This is a genomic window from Caulobacter sp. NIBR2454, from assembly GCF_027474405.1.
Classification (GTDB): Bacteria; Pseudomonadota; Alphaproteobacteria; order Caulobacterales; family Caulobacteraceae; genus Caulobacter.
In genome coordinates this window covers 2,937,157-2,952,974 of the sequence record NZ_CP114871.1, presented here as the reverse complement: position 1 = coordinate 2,952,974, position 15,818 = coordinate 2,937,157, and the positions used below count along the sequence as shown (strand labels likewise).

Below are 15,818 nucleotides of genomic sequence, written 5' to 3'. Positions count from 1 at the left end.
GGACTATAGGCGCATCTCGCAGTTGCGAACAATGCGGTGCAGCATGAGGTGCGTCAGAGCGCCGCCAGCGCCTTCTCCAGCGCCGCCATGTCGGCGGGGAGGGGAGTCTCGAAACGCAGGGTCTCGCCGGTCACCGGATGAACAAAGCCCAGGACCGCGGCGTGCAGCGCCTGACGCGTCAGTCCCGATGCGGCGATCGCCTCGCGGACCGATGGGGCGGGCGTACCCGAGCCATAGACGGGGTCGCCCAGGCAGGGCGCGCCCTTGGACGCCATGTGGACGCGGATCTGGTGGGTGCGGCCGGTTTGCAGCCGGCAGGAGACCCGCGCGGCCAGCGGCTTCTCGTCCGGGCCGAAGGCGTGTTCGACCGCATAGTGGGTGATCGCCTGGCGGCCGCCGGTCTTGAGCACGGCCATCTTCTTGCGGTCGCTGTTGGAGCGGCCGAGCTGCGTGTCGATCACGCCCTTTTTCGGATAGGGCGCGCCGCGCGTCAGGGCGACATAGACGCGGTCGATGTCGTGGCTGGCGAACAGCTTGGACAGGCCCTGGTGGGCGGCGTCGGACTTGGCCGCGACCATGACCCCCGACGTCTCCTTGTCGAGGCGATGGACGATGCCGGGGCGGGCCACGCCGCCGACGCCGGACAGGCTGTCGCCGCAGTGGTGCAGCAGGGCGTTGACCAGGGTGCCGTTCGCCGTGCCGGGCGCGGGGTGGACGGCCATGCCCGCCGGCTTGTCGACCACGATCAGGTGCGCGTCCTCGAACAGCACGACGAGGGGGATCGCTTCGGGCTGCGGGTCGGCTGGCGCGGGGGGCGGGATGAGGATTTCGTACTCGCCCAGGACCGCCTTGGAGGAGCCGGAGGTCACAGGAAGGCCGTCGCGGCGCACCAGTCCCTCGGCCATCAAGGCCTGTAGCCGGGCGCGGGAAATGTCGGGGGCGGCGGCGGCCAGCGCCTTGTCCAGACGATCGCCGGTTGCGCCGTCACCTATCTGCACCAGCCGCACTTCGAAATCGGCTTCGTCCTCAGGCAGGTCTTCGCGCATCACGGTTCTTCATATAGGCGTCACAACCAAATAGCAGAACCGTAGCAGAGCCGCGCGGCTCCACGGTCACGAGGGGATAGTTCATGCGTTCGTATCAAACCAGCCGCCTTCTGGCGGCGGCCAGCCTGATCGCGCTTTGCGCTGGCGCCGCCCAGGCCCAGGAAGTCGATGAGCTGATCGTCACCGCCCAGAAGCGCGAGCAGGCGGCCATCGACGTGCCGATCGCCCTGACCGCCTATAGCGGCGACCGTCTCGAGAAGCTCGGCGTCGCCGATTTCGCCGAGCTGTCGCGGTTTACGCCGGGCCTGCTGGTCCAGGACCAGTCGCCCAATAATCCGGGCTTCGTGATGCGCGGCATCACCTCGGACTCCACCGAAGCGACGGTCGAGCCGCGCGTGTCGGTGTTCCAGGACGGGGTTTCGATCTCCAAGGCGCAGGGCGCCTATGTCGAGCTGTTCGACCTGCAGCGCGTGGAAGTGGCCAAGGGGCCGCAATCGACCCTGTACGGGCGTGGCGCGTTGATCGGGGCGGTGAACCTGATCCAGAACAAGGCCGATCCGTCGGCCTTCTCCGCTTCGGCCAAGGTGGGCGGCGGCAACTACGGCCAGGTCAACGCCGAAGGCTATGTGAACCTGCCAGTCAACGAGCAGTTCGCGGTGCGCCTCGCCGGCCGCCTGCGTGAGCGCGACGGCTATGTGAAGAACGCGCTCGGCGGCGACGCCTTCGCCTCGGTGGACACCTACGCCCTGCGCGGGACCCTGTCCTACCGTTCGGGCGACAAGCTCAGCGCTGACCTGATCTACAACTATCAGCACGACGAGCCGACCGGGACGTCGTTCAAGTCCGGCGGGTTCTCGCCCGCCAGCCCGTTGACCGGCCAGGTGCTGGCCGGCCGTGAGCCGTGGGAGCCGGCGGCGCTGGCCGCTCCGGCCAGCTTCGGCTACGGCGACCTTGGCGTGGACCGCACGGTGCAGGGCGCCACCGCCCTGGTGAGCTATGAGCTGACCGACAGCCTGACCCTGGCCTCGGTCACCGCCTGGCGTCAGTTCGAGTCGACGGAGGTCTATGATCCCGACGGCCTGGCCCTGCCGATCCTGACCGGCGCCAACAACGGCAAGGGCAATCAGTGGAGCCAGGAGCTTCGCCTGAACTACGACGCCGGCGGCCGCTTCAGCGGCTTCTTCGGGGCCGACTTCTTCCACGAGAACGGCAGCCAGCGCGCGCCGCTGCAGTTCGACGAGCGCATGGGCCTGGCGGTGCTGACCGGCCAACTGAACGCCGGCGCCACGGGCCTCGGCTTCGCTCCGACCACCCCGGCCCCCGCCGCCGTGTTCAACAACACCGCCTTCACCGGCGCCCTGCTGCAGGGCCTGGCCGCGGGCCTCAGCGGCAACCGCCTGCTGCTGACCCCGGCCCAGGCCGTGGCCATCGCCGCGAACCTGCGCCCGAACCACCAGGAGACGGCCACCAACGCGTCCAGCCTGGACAGCGTCGATGTGTTCGGCGACGTCACTTTCCGCGTCACCGACAAGCTGGAGCTGTCGGGCGGCCTGCGTTGGACCCGCGACGAGAAGACCACCCGCTTCACCTCGGCCACCATCGGCGGCCGCAGCGTGCTGGGCGGCGTGATCGGCGCGGCGCAACTGGCCGCCAGCGGCAACCCCGTGGCCATCGGCCAGGCCAACGCCATCGTCGGCGCCCTGGCCCTGCCCATCGTGCAACAGCTGCCGACCAGCGCCCTGCCGAACTTCGGCCTGACCTATCAGCCGACCACCAACAATGGCGACACCTTCAGCGCCGACAACGAAGACAGCAGCTTCACCTGGCGCCTGGTGGGCCGCTACGCCCTGACGGAAGACGCCAACCTCTACGCCTCCTACGCCCGGGGCCGTCGTCCGGAGGTTCTGCAAGCCGGCCCGCCGGTCACGCCGAACGCCGCCGCGCGGTTCGAGCGGGTCGAGGCCGAGACGGTCGACAGCTACGAGCTGGGCTTCAAGACGCACCTGCGCGAGCAGGGCCTGCGCCTGGATGGTTCGGTCTATTTCTACGACTACGACAACTTCCAGACCATCGAGCAGCAGGGCACGCTGTTTGTCACCACCAACGCCGGCAAGGCCACGGCCTATGGCTTCGAGGGCCAGGCGGAATGGGCGGTGGCCGAGCAGGTCGATCTGTTCGCGACCTATGCCTACAGCCACGCCCGCTTCGACGGCGGCGCCTATGACGGCAACCGCCTGCGCCTGTCGCCGGATCACACGGTCGCTCTGGGCGCCTCGTTCCGCAAGACGGCCCTGGGCGGCGAGTTCGACTTCCGCCCGACCTACAGCTGGCGGTCCAAGACCTATTTCGACGACAACAACGACCTGGGCAGCTTCCAGCTTCCGCCGCGCGTGTTCGTCGCCGACCGCGTGCAGGACGAGCTGCAGAAGAGCTATGGCCTAGTGAACCTGCGCTTGTCCTATACGCCGGAGGACTATCCGCTGGTGGTCGAGGGCTTCATCAACAACGCCCTGGACGAGGAATACATCATCGACGCCGGCAACACTGGCGACAGCCTGGGCCTGCCGACCTTCATCGCCGGCGCGCCGCGCATGTACGGCGTCAGCATGACTTGGAAGTTCAACTAGCAACGGTCGTCATCGGCCGGTCACGGACCGGTCGCGTCGCCGACACCGGTGAAGCTTAAGCGAGCCCCCATCAACCTGATGGGGGCTTTCTTCGTTATGACGCGCAATCACCTGTGCCGCCTGCTGGCCGCGACCAGCTTCGTCGCCATTCTCGCCGGTCAGGCGCATGCCGAGGCCGAGACCGAAGCCGCGGTCGATTCGGTGATCGTCACCGCCCAGAAGCGCGAGCAGAGCGTCAAGGACGTGCCGATCGCCCTGACCGCCTACAGCGGCCAGTTCCTGGACGAGATCGGCGTGCAGGAATTCGAGGAGCTGTCGCTCTTCGTTCCCGGCTTCGAGGTGCAGAACCAGTCGCCGAACAATCCGGGCTTCGTGATGCGCGGCATCACCTCGGACTCGGGCGAGGCCACCAACGAGCCGCGCGTTTCTGTGTTCCAGGACGGGGTGTCGATCTCCAAGTCGCGCGGCTCCTATGTCGAGCTGTTCGACAACGAACGCATCGAGATCGCCAAGGGCCCGCAGTCGACCCTGTACGGCCGCGGCGCCCTGATCGGGGCCGTGAACATCGTCCAGGCCAAGGCCAAGACCGAAGCCTTCGCCTTCAGCGCCAAGGGCGAGGTCGGCAACTACGGCTACGTCATGGGCGAGGCCATGGTGAACATGCCGCTGTCGGACACGGTCGCCCTGCGCGTGTCGGGCCGCACCAAGCAGCGTGACGGCTTCGTCGAGAACCTGCTGGGCGGGGAGGACTTCAACTCCACCGACACCAAGGCCGGCCGCGTGGCCCTGCGCTTTCAGCCCAACGACCGCCTGAACATCGACGTGGTCGCCAACTATCAGGAAGACCATCCGAGCGGCACGTCGTTCAAGTCGCTGACCTACGCGCCGACCAACCCGACCACGGGCGCGGTGATCGGCGACCTGGACCGCAATTCGGGCGCGGCCCTGTCGGCCGTCGCCGGCTTCCAGAACAACAAGCCGCTGGGCCTGGACCGCAAGGTCTACGGCGTCACCGCCCTGACCGACTACAAGATCAGCGACGCCCTGAGTCTGTCGTCGATCACGGCCTATCGCAGGTTCGAGGGCGAGGAGATATTCGACGCCGACGGCTTCTCCCTGCCGCTGTTCGTGTTCTCCGAGATCGCCTGGGGCCGTCAGACCAGCCAGGAGCTGCGCCTGAACTACGACGCGGGCGGTTCGCTCACGGCGTTCGCGGGCGTCAGCTATTTCCACGAAAATGGCTCGCAGCGCGTGCCGCTGTCGGTGAACGAGAAGGTCTACGCCCTGGTCTCCACCGGCCAGCTGCCCAAGCCGAACGGCCTGCCGCTGCCGGTGATCCTCAGCATCCCCGCCGTCGGACCGCTGAAGGCCGATCACCGCGAGGCCTTCGCCAACTATGGCGAGACGACTTCGTACGACTACTTCGCCGACGCCACCTGGCGCCCGATCGACCGCCTCGAGCTGACGGCGGGCATCCGCTACACCCAGGACGACAAGACCAGCGGCTATTCGGCGGTGCTGATGAACGGCGGCTCGGTGCTGGGCGGCTCGACCGCCACCGTGGCGCGGGGCCTGATCGCCCAGCCGACCCCGGGCGGCATGCCGCAGTACAGCTCGCTGGACGATGACGGCATCACCTACCGCACCGTGGCCCGTTACGCGGCGACGGACAATATCAGCCTCTACGCCTCCTACGCCCGCGGCCGCCGGCCCAAGGTTCTGGGCGTCGCGGCGCCGACGACGCCGGGCGGCAATGTGCGCTTCAACATCCTGCCGGGTGAAGTGGTCGACAGCATCGAAGTGGGCGCCAAGGGCGAGTTCCTGAACCGCACCCTGACCCTGGAAGGCTCGGTATACGACTACTCCTACGAGAACTTCCAGACCTCGATCCGCAACGACGCCGGCCAGGTGGTCAGCATCAACGCCGGCAAGGCCTCGGCCTATGGCTTCGAGGGCCAGGCCAACTGGCGTCCGAACACCAACACCCGCCTGTTCGCCACCTATGGCTACAACCACTCGCGCTTCGACGTCGGCCTGTTCGAGGGCAACAGCTTCCGCCTGTCGCCGGACCATTCGGCTTCGTTCGGCGCCAAGGTCGATTTCCCGGTGATGCAGGGCAAGCTGTCGGTGGTTCCGACCTACACCTGGCAGTCGAAGGTGTTCTTCGACAACAACAACGACCGCCCGGACCTTCAAGCGGCCGACAAGATCGTCGACGAGTTCCAGAAGGCCTACGGCCTGCTGAACCTGCGGGTGAACTACGCGCCGGAGAACGGCATGTGGGAAGTCGGCGCCTTCGCCAACAACATCCTCAAGCAGGACTACATCAAGGACGCGGGCAACACCGGCGACGGCTTCGGCATCGCCACCTTCATCGCAGGCGAGCCGCGTTACTACGGTGTCAGCCTGACGATCCGGCGCTAGTCTGCGACAAAACGGGGAAGCAACATGACGATCAGTCGACGCGGCGCCTTGGCGCTCCTGGGTTTTGGCGCGGCCGCTCCGGCGGGCGCCGTCACCCCGGCCAAGTTCTACGCCGGCAAGGTCAGCTTCGCCCACGGCGTCGCGTCGGGCGATCCTCTGGCCGACCGGGTCATTCTCTGGACCCGCGCGACCCCTGCTGACCCAGCCACCACCGAGACCATCGCTCTGCGGTGGGATGTAGCGTCCGATCCGCAGTTCAAGAAGGTCGTGGCGCAGGGCCAGGTCACGACCGACGCGGGCCGCGATTTCACCGCCAAGGTGGATGCCGCCGGCCTCAAGCCCGGCACGGACTACTGGTACCGCTTCCGCCAGGCCATCGACGGCAAGCCGCAGGGTGACCAGGCGGCGGGCCGTACGAAAACCCTGCCGGCGGGCGCGACCAAGGATGTCGTTCTGGCCGTCGCGTCCTGCTCGCTGTTCCCGGCCGGCTTCTTCAATGCTTATGGCGCGATCGCCGAACTGCCGCGCGTGGACGCGGTGCTGCACCTGGGCGACTACATCTACGAGTACGGCGCGGCGCCGGGCGACTACGGCATGGCGGCGGGGGCCAAGATCGGCCGCACGCACCTGCCGGCGCACGAGATCGTCACCCTGTCCGACTACCGGACCCGTCACGCCCACTATAAGACCGATCCCCAGCTGCAGGCGGCCCACGCCCGCGCGCCCTGGATCGTGGTGTGGGACGACCACGAGACGGCCAACGACGCCTGGCAGGGCGGGGCCGAGAACCACAATCCCGACAAGGGCGAAGGCGACTGGGCGACCCGCAAGGCTGTCGCGCTGAAGGCCTATTACGAGTGGATGCCCCTGCGCGAGCCGGCGGCCGGCACGCTGCTGGAAGCCTGCAACCGCACCTTCCAGTTCGGCGACGTGGCGACCCTGCTGATGGTCGAGACCCGCCTGACCGCCCGCAGCCAGCAGCTGGACTATGACACCGACCTGCAGATCGTGGATGGCAAGCCGGACGTAAAGGCGTTCGCCGCCAAGTGGCAGGACCCGTCCCGCCGCCTGATCGGCGAGGCGCAGGCGCAGTGGCTGGCGGGTGAACTGAACGCCTCGATCAAGTCGGGCACGACCTGGCAGGTGCTGGGCAATCAGGTGGTCATGGCCCGCGTGGCGCCGCCGAACCTGCCCAAGACCATGGGGGCGGAGAAGTGGAACGCGCTGCAGGCGGGCCTGCCCGAATTCGTGCGCAACCGCCTGGCCCAGACCACGGCCCTTTCGGCCTTCGACGTTCCCAGCAATCTCGACAGTTGGGACGGCTACCCAGCGGACCGTGAGCGGCTGTATGCGGCCTTCACCGCCGCCAAGGCCGCGCCGATCGTCCTGGCCGGCGACAGCCACACCTTCTGGGTCAATGAGCTTTACGACGCGGGCGGCAAGCGGGTCGCGGCGGAGTTTGGCGCTTCCTCGATCACCAGCCCGGGCTTTGGCGATTACCTGCCCCAGGCTCCGATCGGTCCGGCGTTCATGGAGCGCAACAAGGAAGTCGTATTCTGCGACGCCCACACCAAGGGCTTTGTCCTGCTGACCATGACCAAGGACCAGGCCAAGGGCGAGCTGGTGACGGTGTCGACGATCCTGTCGCCGGCATACGAGACGAACGTCCTGAAGACCTATGCGGTCAAGCCGGCCGCGGGCGGCGGGGTGGAGGCGCTGGTCGAGGCCTAAGGCCGCTCGACCAGCCGGCCGTTCTCGGCCACGCGGTAGAAGCAGGACTTGAAGCCGACGTGGCACGCGCCGCCGTCGCCCTGGGGTTCGACCTTGATCCAGACGGCGTCCTGATCGCAATCGACGCGAAGCTCGACGACCTTCTGGACCTGGCCGCTGGTCTCGCCCTTTTTCCAGAGGGCGTTGCGCGAGCGGCTGAAATAGTGCGCCTCACCCGTCTCCAGCGTCAGGCGCAGGGCCTCGTCGTTCATCCAGGCGAGCATCAGCACCTCGCCTGAATGAACGTCAGTGGCGACCGCCGCCACCAGACCATTGGCGTCGAAGCGCGGGGCGATCACGTCGCCGCGTTCCAGCGCCTGCTTGTCCGGGGCGGCGGGGAAGCTCACTTGCGGTTCACGAAGTCCAGGAAGCGCTTGCGCAGGTCCGCGTCGGTCTTGAAGACGCCGCGGAACTGGGTGGTGATGGTCGACACCTCGCGGTGATGGACGCCGCGGGTGGTCATGCACTGGTGCTCGGCGTCGATCAGCACGGCCACACCGGCGGGCTTTAGGCTGTCGCAGATGGCGTCGGCGATCTGCTGGGTCATGGTTTCCTGGGTCTGCAGGCGGCGGGCGAAGATCTCGACCACGCGCGCCAGCTTGGAGATGCCCACGACGCTGTTGGTGGGCATGTAGGCGACGTAGGCCTTGCCCAGGAAGGGCGCCATGTGGTGCTCGCAGTGGCTTTCGACCTCGATGTCGCGGAGCATGACGAGGTCGTCATAGCCCTGCACATCCTCGAAGGTGCGCGACAGCTCCTTGGCGGCGTCGGCCTGGTAGCCGGCGAACCAGTCGCCATAAGCGTCGACCACGCGCTTGGGGGTGTCGATCACGCCTTCGCGGCGCGGATCGTCGCCGGCCCAGGCGATCAGGGTGCGGACCGCCTCCATCGCTTCTTCGCGCGACGGGCGCTTCACGGGTTCAAGATCAACACCGGCCGCGCCGATGAGGGTTCGCTCGCGAGCTGAAGCGTCCATGAGTTCGAGGTCTTTCCAGGGCTGAGTTGCGCCGAAGCGCCTGTCGCTCCGGAAGTACGCGTGCCACCCTTCACATCGGGGGCGGACCCTAAACCGTGGTCAGCCGCCGGACAGATAGCTATATGGGGCGCCCCACCCCCTCCGCAACCTCTGCCGTGACGTCACCCATGACCCTGAAGCTGTATGACACCATGGCCCGCGAAAAGCGGACCTTCGTTCCCGCCGATCCGGAGCGGGTGACGATGTATGTCTGCGGCCCCACGGTTTATGGCTATGCGCACATCGGAAACGCCCGTCCGGTGGTGGTCTTCGACGTGCTGTATCGCCTGCTGCGCAGGGAATTTGGCGACGACGCGGTGGTCTATGCGCGCAACGTCACCGACGTGGACGACAAGATCAACGCCAAGGCGGCGGAGGAGGGCGTGGACATCTCGGTGATCACCGAGCGGTTCCTGGCGGCCTATCTTGAGGACATGGATGCGCTGGGCGCGCTTCGTCCCAACCTGCAGCCCAAGGCCACCGAGCACATGGGCGCGATCATCGAGATGATCGGCAAGCTGATGGACAACAGCTCGGCCTACGCGGCCGAAGGCCACGTGCTGTTCGACACCCAGAACTTCAAGGATTACGGCCAGTTGTCGGGTCGGCCGCTGGACGACATGATCGCCGGCGCGCGGGTCGAGGTCGCGCCCTACAAGCGCCATCCGGCGGACTTCGTGCTGTGGAAGCCCTCCAAGCCGGGCGAGCCGGTGTGGGAAAGCCCCTGGGGGCCGGGGCGTCCTGGCTGGCACATCGAGTGCTCGGCGATGATAGAGGCCGAACTGAGCCTGCCGATCGACATCCATGGCGGCGGCATCGACCTGCAGTTCCCGCACCATGAGAACGAATTGGCCCAGGGCCGCTGCGCTCACGGCCTGCCGACCTATTCGCGCTACTGGATGCACAATGGCTTCCTGGATATGGCCGGGGAGAAGATGTCCAAGAGCCTGGGCAACGTCATCCTGCCGCACGAGCTGCTGAGGAAGGTCCCGGGCGAGGTGATCCGCTGGGCGCTGCTGAGCGCGCACTATCGCCAGCCGCTGGACTGGACGCCGGAGCTGATCGAGCAGAGCCGCGAGGCGCTGGATCGCTGCTATCAGGCGCTGCTGGACGCCAAGCGCCTGGGCGTGGATGACCCCGATGACGCGCGCGAAAGCGATGTGGCGGCCTTCTATGACGCCCTTTCGGACGACCTGAACACGCCGGCCGCCTATGCGGCGCTGTTCTCGCTGTACCGCGACCTGCGCGAGCAGCTGACGCTGGTGGAGCGCAAGGAAGCGTCGATCAGCCAGGCGCGTCGCCGTCTGTCGGCGCTGCTGGAGGCGGCCAATGCGCTGGGCTTCCTGACCGCCGAGCCGGAGACCTGGTTCCAGGGCGCGGCCGGCGATGACCTGAAGGCCAAGGTCGAGGGCCTGATCGCCGCCCGCTTCGAAGCCCGCAAGGCCAAGGACTGGGCCCAGGCCGACGCCATCCGCGACGAGATCGCCGCCCTGGGCGTCGAGGTCATGGACGGCCCGCAGGGCGCGACCTGGCGTCTGAAGGAATAGCTGCGCCGTCACGGCGTCTTGGCTAGTGTGTGGAAAATGAGCCGGGGGGACTCATGAGTCTGCACGAACACTGCCGGATGATGGCCGGGTACAATGGCTGGGCGAACAACCGCCTGTTCGCCGCCTGCGCCAAGGTTCCGGACGTCGACTACAAGGCTGCTCGCGGGGCGTTCTTCGGGTCGTTGCACGGGACGCTGAACCACCTGCTGCTGACCGACCGCATCTGGGCGGCGCGTTTCGTCGGCCGCACGGCGCCGTCCTGGACGCTGGACACCATCCTGTTCGAGGATTTTGGGGCTCTGCGCGTTGCGCGCGAGGTCGAGGACGGCAAGCTGGTCGATTTCGTCGCCCGACTGGACGACGAGCAACTGGCGGCCGACTTCCGCTGGACCCGCAAGGCGGATGGCATGCAGATCGCCCAGCCCCTGTGGGCGGCCCTGGCCCATCTGTTCAACCACCAGACCCATCACCGAGGGCAGGCGCACGGCCTGCTGACCCAGATGGGGGTGGAGGCGCCGTCGCTGGATCTGGTGCTGTACCAGCGTGAAAGCGGCGTCGGATTCCGCGCCTGAGCCACGTTCACCCGCCGGCATATCCTGTGCTAATGGCGCGTCATGACCTTCAAGTACGAACATCGCATCGGGGTGCAGGCCCCCGCCGAAGTCATCTGGGACCTGTTGGCCGACCTGCCGGGCTGGGCCTCGTGGAACCCGCTCTATCCCGGGGCGGAGGGCGCGATCCGCATCGGCGCGCCGCTGATCCTGATCGACGCCGATGGCGACCGGATGGAGACCACGGTCCAGGACTGGGTACCCTATGAGCAACTTCACCTGCGCCGCAGCGGCATGCGGGGCCTGGTCCGCTCAATCCGCTATTTCGAGATCGAGAAGATGAGCGAGACGGGCTGCCTGTTCTCGAACGGCGAGCTTTACGCGGGGCTGGCCAGCTTCCGGATCAAGAAACAGCGCGCGACGATCAAGGCCGGTTTCGAGGCCATGGGCGAGGCGCTGCGCCAAAAGGCCGAGGCCATCTGGCGGGAACGCCAGGTCAGCGCCAAGTAAGAGGCATGATCGACGACCTTTACTCCGCGCGTGTCCTGGCCCTGGTGGCCGACATGCCCCGCGCCGGCCGGCTGCCCGCGCCGGACGCCAGCGCCGAGAAGGTCGCCAAGCTGTGCGGCAGCCGAATCACCGTCGACGTGACCCTCGATGAGCAGGGCCGCGTGGCCGACTTCGCCCAGGATGTTCAGGCCTGCGCGCTTGGACAGGCCGCCGCGGCGGTGCTGGGCGCGCATGTGATCGGGGCCGATCTTGCCGAGCTCGCCGTTACGCGTGACGCTCTGCATGCTATGCTGAAGTCGAACGGCCCTGCTCCCCAGGGCCGGTTTTCGGAGCTTTCCGTGCTGGAGCCGGTGAAGGACTACCCCGCCCGCCACGCCTCGACGTTACTGGCGTTCGAAGCGGCGCTGGAGGCTGTCCAGGCGGCGGAGACTGCCCGCCAGAAGCGCGATACGACAAAAGCGCGAACTAGTCCCGCCGGCGCGGCTTGATCCTTTCGCAGCATCTGCGATAACGGATTGCGTTTTTACTGTACATCGCGTCGGCATGAACATTTACGACCAAACCATCGACTGTGCCTTAAAGGCCTATAAGTCGATCCTTTCGCCTCTTTTGGGGCCAAGGTGTCGTTACATGCCGACGTGTTCGGAGTATGCGGCACAGGTCTTGAAAGGGCACGGACCTGTCAAAGGCTCCTGGTTGGCGTTCCGAAGAATCTGCCGTTGTCACCCATTTGGGGGATGGGGCTACGATCCGCCTCCGGTTAAGCCTGAGACATCGCGTAAGACCGCCGGGCGCGAAGACGCCAAGCGGTCACGCCGATGGAAATGTGAAGCATGATCGATCTTGAGTTCCCGGACGGCTCTCACCGTCAGTTTCCGAAGAACGCCACGGGCCGTGACGTCGCCGCCTCGATCTCCAAATCGTTGGAGAAGAAGGCCGCGCTCGTGCGCCTGGACGGCACGCTGCTGGACCTGGACCGCCCGCTGACCAGCGGCGGCAAGTTCGAGCTGCTGACCCGTGAGGCGCCGGAAGTCCTGGACACGATTCGCCACGACACCGCCCACGTCCTGGCCCAGGCGGTGCAGGAGCTGTTCCCCGGCACCCAAGTGACGATCGGCCCGGCCATCGAAGACGGCTTCTATTACGACTTCGCCCGTGACGAGCCCTTCAGCCTCGACGATCTGCCGAAGATCGAAGCGAAGATGCGCCAGATCGTCGATCGCGATGACAAAATTCGTCGCGAGACCTGGGATCGAAATGCAGCCATCGCGCATTTCGAGTCGATCGGGGAAGTCTATAAGGCCGAGATCATCCGTGATCTTCCCGAGACCGAGGAGATCAGCGTGTATTGGCAGGGGGACTGGAAAGATCTCTGCCGTGGCCCGCACCTCCCTTCCACGCGTCATATCGGCAAGGCTTTCAAGCTGACCAAGCTGGCCGGCGCCTATTGGCGCGGCGACCACAACAACGCTCAGCTTCAGCGGATTTATGGCACGGCCTGGACCACGGAAGCCGAGCTTGAGGCCTACATCACCCGCCTCGAGGAAGCCGAGAAGCGCGACCACCGCAAGCTCGGCCGCGCCATGGACCTCTTCCACATCCAGGAAGAAGGCCGGGGCATGGTGTTCTGGCACAAGCAGGGCTGGACCCTGTGGCGCACGCTGGAGGCCTATATGCGCCGCCGGCTGGACGCGGCCGGGTATATCGAGGTCAAGACGCCCCAGGTTCTGGACCGCTCCTTCTGGGAGAAATCGGGCCACTGGGAGAAATACCGCCCGAACATGTTCGTCTGCGAGACGGTGGAGGGCGAAGAGCTCTCGCTGAAGCCGATGAACTGCCCGGGCCACCTGCAGATCTTCAACTTCGGCCAGAAGTCCTATCGCGACCTGCCCCTGCGCATGGCCGAATTCGGCGCCTGCCACCGCTATGAGCCTTCCGGCTCGCTGCACGGCCTGATGCGCGTTCGGGGCTTCACCCAGGACGACGCGCACATCTTCTGCCGCGAAGACCAGATCGAGGACGAGACGGCCAAGTTCATCACCCTGTGCCAGACGGTGCACGGCGAGCTGGGCATGACGACCGACTACATCGCCCTGGCCACCCGTCCCGAGCAGCGCGCCGGCTCGGACGAGTTCTGGGACAAGGCCGAGACCCAGATGCTGAACGCCGCCCGCAAGGCCGGCGTGGAACCGGTCATCGCCGAGGGCGACGGCGCCTTCTACGCGCCCAAGCTAGACTTCGTGGTCAAGGACGCCATCGGCCGGACCTGGACCTGCGGCACCATCCAGCTGGACTACGTCCTGCCCGAGCGTCTGGGCGCCGAATACGTGGCCGAGGATGGCTCCAAGCAGCGCCCGGTCATGCTGCACCGTGCGATCCTGGGCTCGTTCGAGCGTTTCATCGGCATCCTGATCGAGAACTACGGCGGGGCCTTCCCTCTGTGGCTGGCGCCGACCCAGCTCGTGGTCGCCACCATCACCTCGGACGCGGACGACTATGCTCAGGAAGTGGCGGCCAAGCTGCAGGCCGCGGGCCTGAGAGTCGTCACCGACCTGCGAAATGAGAAGGTCGGCTACAAGATTCGCGAACATAGTGTCGCCAAGGTTCCGGCCATTGTCGTCGTCGGCCGCAAAGAAGCCGAGACCAACCAGGTGGCGATCCGTCGCCTGGGTGGGGAGGGACAATTGATCCTGTCGCTGGACGAGGCGGTCGCCGCCCTCAGCGACGAAGCCACGCCTCCGGACCTTCGGGCCGCACCCTTCGTGCGCACGACGGCCCCGGCGGGCGAACTGGTGGAGCCTGCATGAACGTATCCGTTCGACCCGCTGCCGAAATGATCTCGGGCGCCACGCCCGTGACGCCCGGCGTCTCTGTCGTCATGGTCGTGTACCGGACGGGCGAGGCCCTGACGTCGAGCATCAGGCAGGTGCTGGCCGAGCCCATGGTCGACGAATTCGTCATCGTCGATAACGGCTCGGACGAGCGGGACGAACAGATGCTTCGCACCCTGGAGCGGTCGGACCCCAGGGTCCGTCTGCTACAGGGGCATGGCAATGTCGGCTTCGCCAAGGGCGCGAACATGGGCGCGCGGGCGTCCTACGGCCGCCATGTGGTGTTCCTGAATCCCGACGCCTTCCTGCAGAAGGATTGCGTGCGCAATCTGGTCCAGGCGCTCAAGGGCCGTCCGGTCCCCACCCTGGTCGGCGCCTGCGTGATCAACGAGGACGGCACCGAGCAGCGCGGCGCACGGCGCGGCGAAGTCACCCCGTGGACCAGCCTGCTGTCGTTCGGCCAGCTGACCCGGCGCTTCCGCAAGCTGGAGCGCTACGAAATCCACCGCGAAGCCGATCCGATGCCCAAGGCGACGGTGGCGACCCCGACGATCTCGGGCGCGTGTTTCGCCATGCGCCGCGAGGACTTCGAAGCGCTGGACGGCTTCGACGAGAGCTACTTCCTGCATGTCGAGGATATCGACATATGCTGGCGCGCCCGCGAACAAGGCGGCCAGGTGTTGTTCCAGCCGACCTCGCGGGTAGTGCATCTGGGTCACACCAGCCTGAAAAGCCCCATCTTCGTGGAATTCCATAAGGGCATGGGCCTGGCCCGTTATTTCATCAAGCGCGCCAAGAGCTTTGGCCCGCGCGCCGCCGCCGTGTTGCTAGCCCCGCTCGTGGTCGGCATGGCGGTGTCGCGCCCGGCCCTGTGGAAGCTGACCGGCCACCGCATCTGAAGTTCCTGATAACGGCCGCCTGAGCCGGACCGTAGCTTCACCTCCTCAACAAGGGAGATTTTTTGTGGAGCTACGCAAGATGGTTCTGGGCGCTCTGGCGGCCGCGGCGGTTATCGCCCCGCAAGCCGCGAAAGCCGGCGACAAGGAAGACCTCGCCGCCATCGACGTCGCCTACCAGGCGGCCGTCAAACGCAACGACATCGCGACCATGGATAAGATCCTGCACAAGGACTTCGTTCAGGTCTACGGCGATGGCCGCGTTGAAACCCGGGCCGAGCTGATCGAGAAGGCCAAGGTGACCAAGTACGAGGTGCAGGACGAAGAGCCCGGCACCCAGATGGTGCATGTCTTCGGCGACGCCGCCACCGTCACCGCCAAGATCTGGGTGAAAGGCACGCGCGCCAACGGCACCGCCTTTGACCGCAAGGTGTGGTTCACCGACACCTATGTCCGTACGCCCGAGGGCTGGCGCTACGCCTTCGCTCAGGTCGCCAACTGATCTGCGATTGGAGCGCCGGGCTGTAACGTCCGGCGCTTTTCGCGCGAACTAGCTTGTGGTGTTTAGGCCGCATCCGGCGGCCGGGGAGATCGCTCGTGT

Annotated in this window: 14 protein-coding genes; 11 read left to right on the top strand and 3 right to left on the bottom strand. The window is 66.6% G+C overall.

All coding sequences use genetic code 11. From position 1 onward, the window contains the following. Positions 1-53 precede the first annotated feature (53 nt). Positions 54-1,046, bottom strand: a complete 993-nt coding sequence (locus O5K31_RS14350; protein WP_269714401.1) for an RluA family pseudouridine synthase — start codon at positions 1,044-1,046, stop codon at positions 54-56. Positions 1,047-1,129: 83 nt separating this feature from the next. Between O5K31_RS14350 and O5K31_RS14345 the strand changes: the two genes are divergently transcribed. From O5K31_RS14345 to O5K31_RS14335, 3 genes are all read left to right on the top strand, one after another. Then, complete coding sequence (locus O5K31_RS14345; protein WP_269714400.1) at positions 1,130-3,673, top strand: TonB-dependent receptor; 2,544 nt, start codon at positions 1,130-1,132, stop codon at positions 3,671-3,673. A 96-nt stretch (positions 3,674-3,769) separates the two neighbouring features. Further along, positions 3,770-6,097, top strand: a complete 2,328-nt coding sequence (locus O5K31_RS14340) for a TonB-dependent receptor (protein WP_269714399.1) — start codon at positions 3,770-3,772, stop codon at positions 6,095-6,097. A 24-nt stretch (positions 6,098-6,121) separates the two neighbouring features. After that, the gene (locus O5K31_RS14335; RefSeq protein WP_269714397.1) at positions 6,122-7,828 is read left to right on the top strand and encodes an alkaline phosphatase D family protein; all 1,707 of its coding nucleotides are present in this window, start codon (positions 6,122-6,124) and stop codon (positions 7,826-7,828) included. Here the strand turns inward: O5K31_RS14335 and hisI are convergent. Both hisI and folE read right to left on the bottom strand, forming a co-directional pair. After that, positions 7,825-8,214, bottom strand: coding sequence for a phosphoribosyl-AMP cyclohydrolase (gene hisI / locus O5K31_RS14330; protein WP_269714396.1), 390 nt, complete (start codon positions 8,212-8,214; stop codon positions 7,825-7,827). The two genes, O5K31_RS14335 and hisI, sit on opposite strands and share 4 nt — an antisense overlap. Continuing rightward, on the bottom strand, positions 8,211-8,843 hold the full coding sequence (gene folE, locus O5K31_RS14325; RefSeq protein WP_269714395.1) for a GTP cyclohydrolase I FolE: 633 nt from the start codon (positions 8,841-8,843) through the stop codon (positions 8,211-8,213). Before folE ends, hisI begins: the two co-directional genes overlap by 4 nt. 167 nt (positions 8,844-9,010) lie before the next feature. On the opposite strand from folE, the gene cysS reads away from it, so the two are divergent. The 8 genes from cysS (at position 9,011) to O5K31_RS14285 (ending at position 15,719) form a co-directional block, all read left to right on the top strand. Further along, positions 9,011-10,429, top strand: a complete 1,419-nt coding sequence (cysS, locus tag O5K31_RS14320; RefSeq protein WP_269714393.1) for a cysteine--tRNA ligase — start codon at positions 9,011-9,013, stop codon at positions 10,427-10,429. Positions 10,430-10,482: 53 nt separating this feature from the next. Continuing rightward, complete coding sequence (locus O5K31_RS14315; RefSeq protein ID WP_269714391.1) at positions 10,483-11,001, top strand: DinB family protein; 519 nt, start codon at positions 10,483-10,485, stop codon at positions 10,999-11,001. A gap of 42 nt (positions 11,002-11,043) precedes the next feature. Continuing rightward, positions 11,044-11,490 carry an SRPBCC domain-containing protein gene (locus O5K31_RS14310; RefSeq protein ID WP_269714389.1) on the top strand — a complete coding sequence of 149 codons (447 nt, stop codon included), beginning with the start codon at positions 11,044-11,046 and terminating at the stop codon, positions 11,488-11,490. A gap of 5 nt (positions 11,491-11,495) precedes the next feature. Then, on the top strand, positions 11,496-11,978 hold the full coding sequence (locus O5K31_RS14305) for an iron-sulfur cluster assembly scaffold protein (protein ID WP_269714387.1): 483 nt from the start codon (positions 11,496-11,498) through the stop codon (positions 11,976-11,978). Positions 11,979-12,033: 55 nt separating this feature from the next. Beyond that, positions 12,034-12,327 carry a membrane protein insertion efficiency factor YidD gene (yidD, locus tag O5K31_RS14300; RefSeq protein WP_269714385.1) on the top strand — a complete coding sequence of 98 codons (294 nt, stop codon included), beginning with the start codon at positions 12,034-12,036 and terminating at the stop codon, positions 12,325-12,327. Continuing rightward, positions 12,324-14,297 (top strand): threonine--tRNA ligase, encoded by a 1,974-nt coding sequence (gene thrS / locus O5K31_RS14295; RefSeq protein ID WP_269714383.1) that lies wholly within the window; start codon positions 12,324-12,326, stop codon positions 14,295-14,297. The genes yidD and thrS overlap by 4 nt, the downstream gene beginning before the upstream one ends. Continuing rightward, positions 14,294-15,220 (top strand): glycosyltransferase family 2 protein, encoded by a 927-nt coding sequence (locus tag O5K31_RS14290; protein WP_269714381.1) that lies wholly within the window; start codon positions 14,294-14,296, stop codon positions 15,218-15,220. Before thrS ends, O5K31_RS14290 begins: the two co-directional genes overlap by 4 nt. A 64-nt stretch (positions 15,221-15,284) precedes the next feature. Then, on the top strand, positions 15,285-15,719 hold the full coding sequence (locus tag O5K31_RS14285; RefSeq protein ID WP_269714379.1) for a nuclear transport factor 2 family protein: 435 nt from the start codon (positions 15,285-15,287) through the stop codon (positions 15,717-15,719). The last annotated feature ends 99 nt before the right edge of the window (positions 15,720-15,818 follow it).

Coding starts and splice junctions, on each gene's coding strand:
- O5K31_RS14350 (WP_269714401.1), bottom strand. CDS start 1,046: ATGCGCGAAGACCTGCCTGAGGACGAAGCCGATTTCGAAGTGCGGCTG.
- O5K31_RS14345 (WP_269714400.1), top strand. CDS start 1,130: ATGCGTTCGTATCAAACCAGCCGCCTTCTGGCGGCGGCCAGCCTGATC.
- O5K31_RS14340 (WP_269714399.1), top strand. CDS start 3,770: ATGACGCGCAATCACCTGTGCCGCCTGCTGGCCGCGACCAGCTTCGTC.
- O5K31_RS14335 (WP_269714397.1), top strand. CDS start 6,122: ATGACGATCAGTCGACGCGGCGCCTTGGCGCTCCTGGGTTTTGGCGCG.
- folE (WP_269714395.1), bottom strand. CDS start 8,843: ATGGACGCTTCAGCTCGCGAGCGAACCCTCATCGGCGCGGCCGGTGTT.
- cysS (WP_269714393.1), top strand. CDS start 9,011: ATGACCCTGAAGCTGTATGACACCATGGCCCGCGAAAAGCGGACCTTC.
- O5K31_RS14315 (WP_269714391.1), top strand. CDS start 10,483: ATGAGTCTGCACGAACACTGCCGGATGATGGCCGGGTACAATGGCTGG.
- O5K31_RS14310 (WP_269714389.1), top strand. CDS start 11,044: ATGACCTTCAAGTACGAACATCGCATCGGGGTGCAGGCCCCCGCCGAA.
- O5K31_RS14305 (WP_269714387.1), top strand. CDS start 11,496: ATGATCGACGACCTTTACTCCGCGCGTGTCCTGGCCCTGGTGGCCGAC.
- yidD (WP_269714385.1), top strand. CDS start 12,034: ATGAACATTTACGACCAAACCATCGACTGTGCCTTAAAGGCCTATAAG.
- thrS (WP_269714383.1), top strand. CDS start 12,324: ATGATCGATCTTGAGTTCCCGGACGGCTCTCACCGTCAGTTTCCGAAG.
- O5K31_RS14290 (WP_269714381.1), top strand. CDS start 14,294: ATGAACGTATCCGTTCGACCCGCTGCCGAAATGATCTCGGGCGCCACG.